Annotated in this window: 10 protein-coding genes; 7 read left to right on the top strand and 3 right to left on the bottom strand. The window is 68.6% G+C overall.

The window, feature by feature from the left end; all coding sequences use genetic code 11:
• Nucleotides 1-265: 265 nt before the first annotated feature.
• The gene (gene lexA / locus ACFWPQ_RS18180) at nucleotides 266-1,045 is read right to left on the bottom strand and encodes a transcriptional repressor LexA (protein WP_089104346.1); all 780 of its coding nucleotides are present in this window, start codon (nucleotides 1,043-1,045) and stop codon (nucleotides 266-268) included.
• A 504-nt stretch (nucleotides 1,046-1,549) separates the two neighbouring features.
• Here lexA and nrdR point away from each other — a divergent pair.
• Nucleotides 1,550-2,101, top strand: a complete 552-nt coding sequence (gene nrdR, locus ACFWPQ_RS18175; protein WP_384035149.1) for a transcriptional regulator NrdR — start codon at nucleotides 1,550-1,552, stop codon at nucleotides 2,099-2,101.
• Between the two features lie 164 nt (nucleotides 2,102-2,265).
• The gene (locus tag ACFWPQ_RS18170) at nucleotides 2,266-5,163 is read left to right on the top strand and encodes a vitamin B12-dependent ribonucleotide reductase (RefSeq protein WP_384035146.1); all 2,898 of its coding nucleotides are present in this window, start codon (nucleotides 2,266-2,268) and stop codon (nucleotides 5,161-5,163) included.
• A gap of 82 nt (nucleotides 5,164-5,245) precedes the next feature.
• On the opposite strand, the gene ACFWPQ_RS18165 is transcribed toward ACFWPQ_RS18170, so the two are convergent.
• Complete coding sequence (locus ACFWPQ_RS18165; protein WP_384035143.1) at nucleotides 5,246-5,779, bottom strand: TerD family protein; 534 nt, start codon at nucleotides 5,777-5,779, stop codon at nucleotides 5,246-5,248.
• A gap of 151 nt (nucleotides 5,780-5,930) precedes the next feature.
• Between ACFWPQ_RS18165 and ACFWPQ_RS18160 the strand changes: the two genes are divergently transcribed.
• The 3 genes from ACFWPQ_RS18160 (at nucleotide 5,931) to ACFWPQ_RS18150 (ending at nucleotide 8,222) form a co-directional block, all read left to right on the top strand.
• Nucleotides 5,931-6,536, top strand: coding sequence for a YdbC family protein (locus ACFWPQ_RS18160; RefSeq protein WP_361306283.1), 606 nt, complete (start codon nucleotides 5,931-5,933; stop codon nucleotides 6,534-6,536).
• 86 nt (nucleotides 6,537-6,622) lie between these two features.
• The gene (locus tag ACFWPQ_RS18155) at nucleotides 6,623-7,282 is read left to right on the top strand and encodes a histidine phosphatase family protein (protein WP_351960234.1); all 660 of its coding nucleotides are present in this window, start codon (nucleotides 6,623-6,625) and stop codon (nucleotides 7,280-7,282) included.
• A 10-nt stretch (nucleotides 7,283-7,292) separates the two neighbouring features.
• Nucleotides 7,293-8,222, top strand: a complete 930-nt coding sequence (locus tag ACFWPQ_RS18150) for an ADP-ribosylglycohydrolase family protein (RefSeq protein ID WP_384035139.1) — start codon at nucleotides 7,293-7,295, stop codon at nucleotides 8,220-8,222.
• A 568-nt stretch (nucleotides 8,223-8,790) separates the two neighbouring features.
• On the opposite strand, the gene ACFWPQ_RS18145 is transcribed toward ACFWPQ_RS18150, so the two are convergent.
• Nucleotides 8,791-10,338 carry an MFS transporter gene (locus ACFWPQ_RS18145; RefSeq protein ID WP_384035137.1) on the bottom strand — a complete coding sequence of 516 codons (1,548 nt, stop codon included), beginning with the start codon at nucleotides 10,336-10,338 and terminating at the stop codon, nucleotides 8,791-8,793.
• A 188-nt stretch (nucleotides 10,339-10,526) separates the two neighbouring features.
• On the opposite strand from ACFWPQ_RS18145, the gene ACFWPQ_RS18140 reads away from it, so the two are divergent.
• The gene (locus ACFWPQ_RS18140) at nucleotides 10,527-11,150 is read left to right on the top strand and encodes a TetR/AcrR family transcriptional regulator (protein WP_384035134.1); all 624 of its coding nucleotides are present in this window, start codon (nucleotides 10,527-10,529) and stop codon (nucleotides 11,148-11,150) included.
• Between the two features lie 82 nt (nucleotides 11,151-11,232).
• Nucleotides 11,233-11,934: a ribonuclease HII gene (locus ACFWPQ_RS18135; RefSeq protein ID WP_384035131.1), complete on the top strand. Its 702-nt coding sequence runs from the start codon at nucleotides 11,233-11,235 to the stop codon at nucleotides 11,932-11,934.
• Nucleotides 11,935-11,974: the final 40 nt, after the last annotated feature.

Below are 11,974 nucleotides of genomic sequence, written 5' to 3'. Positions count from 1 at the left end.
TCAGCGCCGACGGCAGGGTGCGGGGCGTCCTCGACTTGACCGGCACGGCGGTGGGGGGCGCCCCCCCCGCCCAAACCCCGCGCGCCCACGCGCGCGCCGGCGCGCGGGCCCCCCGCGGGGGCCCCCCCCCCCCCCACGATTTAGAACGGCGCCGCGATCCAGAACGGTGAATGAAGCCGTTCGGGACAGTGCAGGACCCCGGAACCGGCGCAGGGGTCCCGGGGCCGATCGGAGGGCGGGCGATGTGGACCGCCCGCCGCAGGCGTCACACGCGCCGCAGTACCGCGACGACCTTGCCCAGGATGGTCGCGTCGTCGCCGGGGATCGGCTCGTAGGCCGCGTTGTGGGGAAGGAGCCAGACATGGCCGTCCTCGCGCTTGAAGCGCTTGACGGTGGCCTCGCCGTCGAGCATGGCGGCGACGATGTCGCCGTTCTCGGCGACGGGCTGGCGGCGCACCGTCACCCAGTCACCGTCACAGATCGCGGCCTCGATCATGGAGTCGCCGACGACCTTGAGCACGAACAGCTCACCGTCACCGACCAGCTGCCGGGGGAGGGGGAAGACGTCCTCGACCGACTCCTCGGCGAGGATCGGCCCACCGGCGGCGATCCGGCCGACCAGCGGGACGTAGGACGCGGCGGGCTTGCCGGCGGTGTCCGTGGGCTGCACGCTCACGGCCTGGTCGGAACCGCGCACCTCGTACGCGCGCGGGCGGTGCGGGTCGCGGCGCAGGAAGCCCTTGCGCTCCAGTGCCATGAGCTGGTGTGCCACCGAGGACGTGCTGGACAGGCCGACGGCCTGGCCGATCTCGCGCATCGACGGCGGGTAGCCCCGCCGCTGCACCGAGTCCCGGATCACCTCGATCACCCGGCGTTGCCGGTCGGTGAGGCCCGAGCTGTCGGCCCGGATGCCTGGAGGTCGGCCTGGCAGGGAACGCTTGTGTCCCTCGGGATTCACGGCTTCGTTCATGGCATGCACCGGGTCGAGTCGGCCCTGGGAGCGGTCCTGGGCGGTGATGGTGGCACTGTCTGCGGTCGTGGTCACGTCGGCCCCTCTCGATGGTCTCCCTGCTGGACAACGGTAGTTGCTTTCGAAAGGTTGCGCCAAACACACGTTCGAGTGAAAAAACGCGGTTCACCGTACGCGATCACATGTCTGGGTGTATGGCTCACGCGGTACCCGGCGGGCAAAAGGGCCCATTGTTGTACTCTTCACCGCCGGGGTGCTGGCCTTGTGGGTGTGACCAGTCTGCCATCCTGACCGCCGCTGACCGGGATGTACGTGCCCATCTGCGCCGGAGTCGCACGTGACCTCCGTGCGGCGCCCACGGTATCTCCGTATCCGCCGTAGCGGTACGTGTGCGACACGCGCAACCTGGCGATGTATCAGCCAATCACCACATCTAGTGGTTGGATTGCTACAGCAGCCCACAAGTTGTGGTCCCCCGGGTCTCCGGTCCCGCCGAGATCGCCTATGCTTGGGGCTGCTTCGAGGGGCCCATGTGGCCCAGCGAGGCCATTGAGTCTGCTGTGAGGAGGGTTGGAGATCATGCACTGCCCCTTCTGCAGGCACCCCGACAGTCGCGTGGTCGACAGTCGTACGACCGATGACGGCACGTCGATCCGCAGGCGCCGCCAGTGTCCGGACTGCTCCCGTCGTTTCACGACCGTCGAGACGTGCTCGCTCATGGTGGTCAAGCGGTCCGGAGTCACCGAGCCCTTCAGCCGTACCAAGGTCATCAACGGCGTGCGCAAGGCATGCCAGGGGCGGCCTGTCACCGAGGACGCGCTCGCCCAGCTCGGCCAGCGGGTCGAGGAGGCGGTGCGGGCCACCGGAAGCGCCGAGCTGACCACCCACGACGTGGGGCTGGCCATACTCGGCCCGTTGCAGGAGCTCGACCTGGTCGCCTATCTGCGATTCGCCTCCGTCTACCGGGCGTTCGACTCGCTCGAGGACTTCGAGGCCGCGATCGCGGAGCTCAGGCAGGCCGCGCAGGACCCCGCCGCGGACGACGAAGACGCGGCAGCGGGGCGCCGGGAGGACGATCACGGGCCGGGCGGGGGCGCGCAGGTGCCCGCACCCGTTCACATCGCCGGCTGACGGGCGGATCGGAACCGGGCGGAGGGCCCGGATCCGGTTGTCGGACGGCGATCCAGGACTTGTCGCGGGTGGCAGCTGAGAGTGCCCGCGACGTGACAACAGAACAGCGTGTCACGGGAACATCGTGGCATTTCAGGGCGTTTTAGCCCGTACAGGGAGGCGGCATGACAGAGACGGCGAGCGGTCCGGCACGGAGTTCCCGCGCGAAGGGAACGAAGGCCACCAAGGGACTGCGTATCGAGCGCATCCACACCACCCCCGGCGTGCATCCGTACGACGAGGTGAGCTGGGCGCGCCGTGACGTCGTCATGACCAACTGGCGCGACGGCTCGGTCAACTTCGAGCAGCGTGGCGTCGAGTTCCCCGACTTCTGGTCGGTGAACGCGGTCAACATCGTCACCAGCAAGTACTTCCGCGGTGCCGTCGGCACCCCGCAGCGCGAGACCGGTCTCAGGCAGCTGATCGACCGGATCGTGAAGACGTACCGGAAGGCCGGCGAGGAGTACAAGTACTTCGCCTCGCCCGCCGACGCCGAGATCTTCGAGCACGAGCTGGCGTACGCCCTCCTGCACCAGATCTTCAGCTTCAACAGCCCCGTGTGGTTCAACGTGGGCACCCCGCAGCCCCAGCAGGTCTCGGCCTGCTTCATCCTGTCCGTCGACGACTCCATGGAGTCGATCCTCGACTGGTACAAGGAAGAGGGCATGATCTTCAAGGGCGGCTCCGGTGCCGGCCTGAACCTCTCCCGGATCCGCTCCTCCAAGGAACTGCTCTCCTCCGGTGGCAACGCCTCCGGCCCGGTCTCCTTCATGCGTGGCGCCGACGCCTCCGCGGGCACCATCAAGTCGGGTGGCGCCACCCGCCGCGCCGCCAAGATGGTCATCCTGGACGTCGACCACCCCGACATCGAGGACTTCATCGAGACCAAGGTCAAGGAGGAGGAGAAGATCCGCGCCCTCCGCGACGCGGGCTTCGACATGGACCTGGGCGGCGACGACATCACCTCCGTCCAGTACCAGAACGCGAACAACTCGGTCCGCGTGAACGACGAGTTCATGAAGGCGGTCGAGCAGGGCGGCCGGTTCGGTCTGCGCGCCCGGATGACCGGCGAGGTCATCGAAGAGGTCGAGGCCAAGAGCCTGTTCCGCAAGATGGCCGAGGCGGCCTGGGCCTGCGCCGACCCGGGTATCCAGTACGACGACACGATCAACCACTGGCACACCTGCCCGGAGTCCGGCCGGATCAACGGCTCGAACCCCTGCAGCGAGTACATGCACCTGGACAACACGTCCTGCAACCTCGCCTCGCTGAACCTGATGAAGTTCCTGAAGGACGACGGCAAGGGCAGCCAGTCCTTCGACGTCGACCGCTTCACCAAGGTCGTCGAGCTGGTCATCACCGCGATGGACATCTCCATCTGCTTCGCGGACTTCCCGACCCAGAAGATCGGCGAGAACACCCGCGCCTTCCGTCAGCTCGGCATCGGCTACGCCAACCTCGGCGCCCTGCTGATGGCGACCGGCCACGCCTACGACTCCGACGGTGGCCGCGCCCTCGCCGGTGCCATCACCTCCCTGATGACCGGCACCGCCTACAAGCGCTCCGCCGAGCTCGCCGCGGTCGTCGGCCCCTACGACGGCTACGCCCGCAACGCCGACGCCCACAACCGCGTCATGCAGCAGCACGCCGACGCCAACACCGTGGCCGTCCGTACGGATGACCTGGACACCCCGGTCTGGGCCGCCGCCACGGAGGCCTGGCAGGACGTGGTGCGCCTCGGCGAGAAGAACGGTTTCCGTAACTCGCAGGCGTCCGTCCTCGCCCCCACCGGCACCATCGGTCTCGCGATGTCCTGCGACACCACCGGCGTCGAGCCCGACCTGGCCCTGGTCAAGTTCAAGAAGCTCGTCGGCGGCGGCTCGATGCAGATCGTCAACGGCACCGTGCCGCAGGCCCTGCGTCGCCTGGGCTACCAGGAGGAGCAGATCGAGGCGATCGTCGCCCACATCGCCGAGAACGGCAACGTGATCGACGCCCCCGGCCTCAAGCACGAGCACTACGAGGTCTTCGACTGCGCCATGGGCGAGCGCGCCATCTCCCCGATGGGCCACGTCCGCATGATGGCCGCGATCCAGCCCTGGATCTCCGGTGCCATCTCCAAGACGGTCAACATGCCGGAGACGGCGACCGTCGAGGAGGTCGAGGAGATCTACTACGAGGCCTGGAAGCTCGGCGTCAAGGCGCTCGCGATCTACCGCGACAACTGCAAGGTCGGCCAGCCGCTCTCCGCCAAGACCAAGGAGAAGGAGAAGGCCGAGGTCACCGAGAAGGCCGAGGCGACCATCCGCGAGACGGTCGAGAAGGTCATCGAGTACCGCCCGGTCCGCAAGCGCCTCCCGAAGGGTCGTCCCGGCATCACCACGTCCTTCACCGTCGGCGGTGCCGAGGGCTACATGACGGCCAACTCCTACCCGGACGACGGCCTGGGCGAGGTCTTCCTGAAGATGTCCAAGCAGGGCTCGACCCTCGCGGGCATGATGGACGCCTTCTCCATCGCGGTCTCCGTCGGCCTCCAGTACGGTGTGCCGCTCGAGACCTACGTCTCGAAGTTCACCAACATGCGCTTCGAGCCGGCCGGCATGACGGACGACCCGGACGTGCGGATGGCGCAGTCGATCGTCGACTACATCTTCCGCCGCCTGGCGCTGGACTTCCTGCCGTTCGAGACGCGCTCCGCGCTCGGCATCCACTCCGCCGAGGAGCGTCAGCGGCACCTGGACACCGGTTCGTACGAGCCGGCCATCGACGACGAGGTCGACGTCGAGGGTCTGGCCCAGTCGGCGCCGCGCGCCCAGGAGCTGAAGGCCGTCGCCGCCCCGCGGACCGAGCTCGGTTCGGCCAAGCCCGCCCCGAAGCAGGCGCACACCAGTGCCGAACTGGTGGAGATGCAGCTGGGCATCCAGGCCGACGCCCCGCTCTGCTTCTCCTGCGGCACCAAGATGCAGCGGGCCGGGTCCTGCTACATCTGCGAGGGTTGCGGCTCGACCAGCGGCTGCAGCTGACGGGTCGATGTGAAGTGAAGTAAGGGGCGCCGGCCATGGCCGGCGCCCCTTACCGTTTGTCTGCCCGGGTGGCCGTTCGCCGTCAGGGACGGCCGAGTCCGCCCATCTCCCGGGTGAACACCACCGGGTCGTCCTCGAAGCCGTGCAGCCCGGGCCGGAAGCTCCAGTCCCCGGATCCGTCGCGCACGAACTCCGCGACGGCGGCAGCCGTCGCCCCGAGGACCGAGCCGAAGTCGTCCTCGGCCAGTACGTTGTAGCCCTCCCGGACGCGGACGGCCGGGTTCAGGACATTCACGAACGTGCGGTGCGCGACCCGCTGCTGGATGACGACTCCGACGACCACGCGCGTGTACCGGCTGTCGAGCCGGTCCAGTTCGAGGGTCATCACCTCGTCCCAGCCGAAGCCCTTGCCGTCCTGGCTGTCCCGGTTGAGGAAGATGGTGCCGTCGGGCGAACGGCTGTCGAAGTGCACGAGATAGGCCGGAGTCCCGTACGGGTCAACCCGCGTGAACGTACCGGCGATGACGTCGAGATCGGTGGGCGGTTGCCCGGAAGGGCTGGGATCCCACTTCACCGCGACCTCGACCTTGCTGATCGCCTTGCTGAAACCGCTCATCACGCGTCCCCTTCCCCCTAGAGGTCCACTGCCCCAACTGATGGGCTACCCAGGCTCTTTGTCCATCGTGCCATGCGCGCGGGGGCGCATGCGCGGGTGATCTCAGCCGGAGCGTGACCAGCGCCACGCTCCATGGCCTTACGATGGCGCGGTGCTGGTCAAGTGGATTCGCTGCACCGTGGTTGACCGCCGGGGCTTCGAGCGGGGGCAGCGGAAATGGGCGGGGCTTCTGGGGGAGCCGGGATTTCGGGGACAGGGCGGGGGCTGGAGTCGGCAGCGTCCCGGAGTGGCGCACATCTTCGCCTTCTGGGAGAGCCGTGCCTTCTACGACTCCTTCATGGCGCGTTCGCACGACCGCCTGGCCGCGTCCCAGTCCGGCACGTACAAGGACCAGCAGGTCAAGCTGTTCGAGTACCGGTTCGACGTGAAGACGGGCTTCGAACCGCGGTTCACGGACAGCGACCTGGTCCGGGTGGCCCTCTGCCGGGTGCACGAGGAACGCGTCGAACACTTCACGCTGATGCAGGAGAAGGTCTGGAACCCGGCGATGGCCGGCTCGCCCGGCATGATCCGTGGCATGTTCGGCGAGGCCCCGGCGCACGAGTTCATGATCCTTTCCATGTGGCGGTCGGCCGCCGAGCACGGCAAGTACCGCACCGAACGGGTGGAGCGGCTGGCGTTGCGCGCCCAGACGGAGGCCGACATCGCGGCCCTCACGGGCGACATCGTGGAGCTCGAACCGAGCTGGATCGTTTGAATATCCAACCCTTGATTAGTGTGACCTGCGCTGTATGGGGCCCGTCCGAGTGCTCGATTTTTCGTCACTCGATCTAGGGTTTTGGCATGGCACGACCACGGCGCATCGTCCTTGTCCGGCACGGCGAGTCAACCGGCAATGTCGACGACTCCGTGTATGAGCGGGAACCCGACCACGCGCTGGCCCTGACGGAGCGGGGCTGGCGGCAGGCCGAAGAGACCGGAAAACGCGTCCGGGAGATCTTCGGCCAGGAGCGCGTCAGCGTGTACGTCTCCCCCTACCGCCGTACACACGAGACCCTTCGCGCCTTCCACCTCGACCCGGATCTCATACGCGTGCGCGAGGAGCCCCGGCTCCGCGAGCAGGACTGGGGAAACTGGCAGGACCGCGACGACGTGCGGCTGCAGAAGACCTACCGGGACGCGTACGGCCACTTCTTCTTCCGCTTCCCGCAGGGTGAGTCCGGGGCCGACGTGTACGACCGTGTCGGCGGCTTCCTGGAGAGCCTGTTCCGCAGCTTCGAGGCGCCGGACCACCCGCCCAACGTGCTCCTGGTGACCCACGGCCTGGCGATGCGACTGTTCTGCATGCGCTGGTTCCACTGGACGGTCGCGGAGTTCGAGTCGCTCTCCAATCCCGGGAACGCCGAGATGCGGATGCTCGTTCTCGGGGACGACGGCAAGTACACGCTCAACCAGCCCTTCGACCGCTGGCGGGACCCGGAGCCCTACTGGATGAGCGGCTAGGCTGGCCGCGATGACATCCTCCACCGATTCCTCGACCCCCGGGCGCCTGGAACGCGCCCTGGCCAGCCTGCGCGGACTCGCCGTCGGCGACGCGCTGGGCTCGCAGTTCTTCGTGCCGGTGAACTACCCGCTGCTCAAGCGGCGGGAGCTGCCTCCGGCACCCTGGCAGTGGACCGACGACACCGAGATGGCCTGCTCCGTCGTCGCCGTCCTGGCCGCCCACCATCGGATCGACCAGGACGCCCTGGCCCACTCCTTCGCCACGCGCCACGACTTCGACCGGGGCTACGGCCCCGCCGTCAACCGCCTGCTGCGCCTCGTCCGGGAGGGCGGCGACTGGCGCGAACTGGCCGCAGGGCTCTTCGACGGGCAGGGGTCCTGGGGCAACGGCGCGGCGATGCGGATCGCGCCTCTGGGCGCCTGGTACGCGGACGATCCCGAGCAGGCCGTCCACCAGGCCGAGATCTCCGCCTACCCCACGCATCAGCACCGGGAGGCCGTGGTCGGTGCCATGGCCGTGGCGGCCGCAGCGGCGCTGGCAGCCGCGCCAGGCGGCCCGCCGAGCCCTGAGGCGCTCCTGGACGGGGTCGTCGCCCTGATCCCCAGGAGCGCCGTCGGCCAGGGCCTGCGGCGCGCCTGCGACATGCTCGACTACGCCGACGCGGGCACCGTCGCGGCCGTCCTCGGCTGCGGACAGCGTACGACCGCCCATGACACCGTCCCCTTCGCGCTCTGGTCGGCCGCACGCGCCCTCGGCGACTACGAGACGGCGTTCTGGACGACCGCCCAGGTGGGCGGCGATGTGGACACCACCTGCGCCATCGTGGGCGGCGTGCTCGCCGGCGGCAGTGCGGGAGCGCCGCCTGCCGCCTGGGCGGAGCGCGCCGAGGCGCTGCCGGAATGGGTACCGGCGGGGACGGGGGCCGCTGTCGGCGGGTGATCGACCGAGGTTCGGCCATCGACCGCGGCCGGGTGAACGACCGCGGCCGGGCTCGGACCGCGTAAGGAGGCGCGGTGCGGGTCGGCGCCCCTTGGGAGTCGCCTCGTGCAGAAAGCCGTGCGGCCGCGGCGCCTCGGAGGCGTGAGAGGCGTGAGAGGCATGAGAGGTGTGCGACGTGGCCTGGCGATGCCGTCTCGTGGCGGGCTCGGTGTCCGAGGACCGTCGAAGCGTGCGGTGGTGAGCTCTCGCCGGCCCGAGGCCGGCCGCGTCCTCGGTGTCTGTGGTCCATGTCGAATGCCGCGCTCCACATAGGAGACTCTCTGTGCCTGGCGGGAACTCTGCGTGACCGTCAGGCGTTTTCCCGGCAGCCGCTCCCCTTGACGGTTGTCCCGGCGGGTGGGCGGGAGGCGTGGCGGAGGGGGAGGTGTCGGTCGTGTGGGTCGGGTTGGCCCTTCTGGTGATGATCGCGGCGCCGAAAGCCGTGATGCGGATGGCCGGACCTCGGCTTCTGCCGTGTGTCCCCTGGCTGAGGTCCGGCCATCCGCGGCTCCGCGCGGACCAGGTGGGGTCAGCCGATCCCCGGACCGGCCGTGCCGGCGAGGGCTTCGAGGTCGCTCTTGCGGACCTTGATCACCAGCCACGCGGTGAGCAGGCCGAGCCCGGCCATGGCGGCGGCGGGGATGAACGCGGTCGAGATGCCGTGCGCCAGCACCTCGTGCCCCCAGGGCGCGGGCAGCTGATGGGTCTTGGCGAACTCGGCCTTCTGCTCCGGCGAACCGTCCGCGAGGAACTTGGGCAGTTGCTTCTTCGCCTCGTCCTTGCTCGCCGAGCCGAACACCGTGGTCAGGATGGACAGGCCCAGCGAACCGCCCACCTGCTGCATGGCGTTGAGCAGCCCGGAAGCCGCTCCGGCCTCGTGCGGGGCGACACCGGAGACCGCGGTGACGGTCGCCGTCACGAAGTTCAGCCCCATGCCGAAGCCGAAGATCAGCATGGGCCCGAGCACCCCGCCGACGTACGAACTGTCGGGCTTGATGAACGTCTGCCAGGTGAGTCCGACGACCACGAGCGCCGAACCGGCCATCATGAACGGCTTCGGGCCCAGGACGGGCAGGAACCGCTGCGACAGCCCGGCTCCGACGGCGATGGCCGCCGTCACGGGCAGGAAGGCCAGGCCGGCCCTGATCGGGCTGTAGCCCAGCACGTTCTGCACGAACAGCACGATGTAGAAGAACATGCCGAACATCGCCGCGGCCAGGCTGAGCATGATCACGTAAGTGCCGGAGCGGTTGCGGTCGCCGAACATCCGCAGCGGGGTGATGGGCTCATTCGCCCGGGTCTCGATGAAGACGAAGGCCAGCAGAAGGACCACCGCCGTGGCGAACGACCCGAGTGTCAGACCGTCGCGCCAGCCGTCCTCCGAGGCCCTGATGAAGCCGTAGACCAGGGAGGCCATGCCCAGGGTGGAGGTCAGCGCGCCCGCGATGTCGAACCGTCCGGGGTGCCGTTCGGACTCGTTGATGTACTGCGGGGTGAGGGCGACGATCAGCAGTCCGATCGGTACGTTGACGAAGAGCACCCAGCGCCAGTCGAGCCAGTCGGTGAGCATGCCGCCGGCCAGCAGGCCGATGGCCCCGCCACCCGCGGAGACCGCGGCGAACACGCCGAACGCCCGGTTCCGCTCCGGACCTTCGGGGAACGTCGTGGTGATCAGGGCCAGCGAGGTCGGCGACGCGATCGCGCCACCCATACCCTGGAGGGCGCGGGCGGCAAGCAGTTGCCAGGGTTCCTGGGCGAGACCGCCGAGGAGCGAGGCGAAGGTGAACAGCAGGATGCCCGTCATGAACACCCGGCGCCGGCCGAGGATGTCACCGGCCCGCGCGCCGAGGAGCAGCAGACCGCCGAAGGTGAGCGTGTAGGCGCTGACCACCCACGTGAGGTCCGTGGTGCTGAACTTGAGCGCGTCTTGAATGTGCGGGAGCGCGATGTTCACAATCGTCGCATCAAGTACCACCATGAGCTGGCAAGCGGCAATCACGGTGAGTGCGATGCCGGGACGTCCCTGCCGGCGGGCGGCACCTGGTTTCCGGTCCTGTATCAGTTGAGAGGTCGTCACTATGGGTCCCCCACGAAGGTGTTAGTGAACGCCAGCGTTCACTGTCGCGTCAACGGTAGTGAGTCCTCGGTAGAGAACGCAAGCGTTCACTTAACTGCGCGTCGCGTGTCGCGTCCCCCTTTTTGCCGTCGCGCGCCGCGTCCCCGCTCCGGAATCCCCGCTTCCCTTCGCTCGCTGGAGAAACTCAGATGGTTACCTCGCGCTGGACTGCCGCTCCTCCTCAGGCGGCCTCCCCTCGTCGGCGCGGTGCGGTCCTCGAACGCGCGATCCTGGACGCCGCCTTGGAGCAGCTCAGCACCGTCGGCTGGAACGGCCTCACCATGGAAGGCGTCGCCGCCGGTGCCCAGACCGGGAAGGCGGCGGTCTACCGCCGCTGGCCCTCCAAGGAGGAGCTCGTCGCCGACGCGTTGCAGGCCGGTCTGCCACGTTTGGAGGAGGCTCCCGATCTCGGAAATGTGCGTGAGGATCTGTTGGCCCTGTGCCGGCAGGCCCGGGACGCGATGTTCTCGCGCCCTGGCTTCGCACTGCGGTCAGTGATTCACGAATGCGATCCCCTGCAGGTTGAGCGGTTTCATGGCGTGATCTTCGACGGGGTCGTGGGGCCGACGATCCAGCTGATCGGGGACGTCGTCGCCCGGGGAATTGAGCGGGGCGAGGTGCGCGCCGACGCGGCCAACGGCTATGTCCTCGATGCCATTCCGGCGATGATGATGTACCGCAACAAGATTTCTGGAAGCGAATGGAACGATCAGGAGGTCGAAGAGATGATCGACCGGTTCATGCTTCCGCTGCTCCTGTCACGCCAGGTCTGAGCCGCGGCTCGGGCGGTCCTGGGCGCGGTCCGGGAAGCCGGGGTGTCGCCAGGGGATCAGTGCGGCGTACCCTAAGGGCGCCATGCCGTACGAACCGCCTACTCACACCGTCGAGCGCTCCCTTCGCGCCACGACCGGAGCCAAGGTCATTGCCGGTGTCGACGAGGTGGGGCGCGGCGCCTGGGCCGGGCCCGTCACCGTCTGTGCCGCGGTCACCGGTCTTCGCCGGCCGCCCGAGGGCCTCACCGACTCCAAGCTGCTGACCGTCAGACGGCGCACGGTACTCGCCGAGGCGCTGCGAGGGTGGGTCACGGCCTACGCTCTGGGGCATGCCTCGCCGGAGGAGATCGACGAGCTCGGGATGACGGCCGCGCTGCGACTGGCGGCGACCCGTGCACTGGAGACCTTGCCGGTTTGTCCCGACGCGGTCATCCTCGACGGGAAGCACGACTACCTCGGTGCCCCGTGGCGGGTGCGCACGGTCATCAAGGGCGACCGGTCGTGTGTCGCCGTGGCCGCGGCCTCGGTGATCGCCAAAGTTCAGCGCGACAAAATGATGGCCGAACTGGGTATCGACCATGCAGACTTCGGATTTGCGGACAACGCCGGGTACCCGTCGCCCGTGCACAAGGCCGCACTGGAGGAGCGGGGACCCACCCCGTACCACCGGTTGTCCTGGGCGTATCTTGATGCGCTGCCCCAGTGGCGGCACCTCAAGAAGGTCCGTGGCTGGGCGGAGGGAAGTGCTCCGGAGATCGAGGGTCAGCTCGGCTTCGATTTCTGACCTTCCGGTCGCACTGTTGTGCCACCCGGTTCACGTGACC

It is taken from the genome of Streptomyces sp. NPDC058464, from assembly GCF_042721035.1.
Classification (GTDB): Bacteria; Actinomycetota; Actinomycetes; order Streptomycetales; family Streptomycetaceae; genus Streptomyces.
The sequence above is the reverse complement of the archived record's forward strand: the minus strand, read 5'-3'. Positions and strand labels throughout refer to the sequence as shown.

Bases quoted from the DNA above. Each gene is read 5' to 3' on its own strand.
- nrdR (WP_384035149.1), top strand. From the start codon at position 1,550: ATGCACTGCCCCTTCTGCAGGCACCCCGACAGTCGCGTGGTCGACAGT.
- ACFWPQ_RS18170 (WP_384035146.1), top strand. From the start codon at position 2,266: ATGACAGAGACGGCGAGCGGTCCGGCACGGAGTTCCCGCGCGAAGGGA.
- ACFWPQ_RS18165 (WP_384035143.1), bottom strand. From the start codon at position 5,779: ATGAGCGGTTTCAGCAAGGCGATCAGCAAGGTCGAGGTCGCGGTGAAG.
- ACFWPQ_RS18155 (WP_351960234.1), top strand. From the start codon at position 6,623: ATGGCACGACCACGGCGCATCGTCCTTGTCCGGCACGGCGAGTCAACC.
- ACFWPQ_RS18150 (WP_384035139.1), top strand. From the start codon at position 7,293: ATGACATCCTCCACCGATTCCTCGACCCCCGGGCGCCTGGAACGCGCC.
- ACFWPQ_RS18140 (WP_384035134.1), top strand. From the start codon at position 10,527: ATGGTTACCTCGCGCTGGACTGCCGCTCCTCCTCAGGCGGCCTCCCCT.
- ACFWPQ_RS18135 (WP_384035131.1), top strand. From the start codon at position 11,233: ATGCCGTACGAACCGCCTACTCACACCGTCGAGCGCTCCCTTCGCGCC.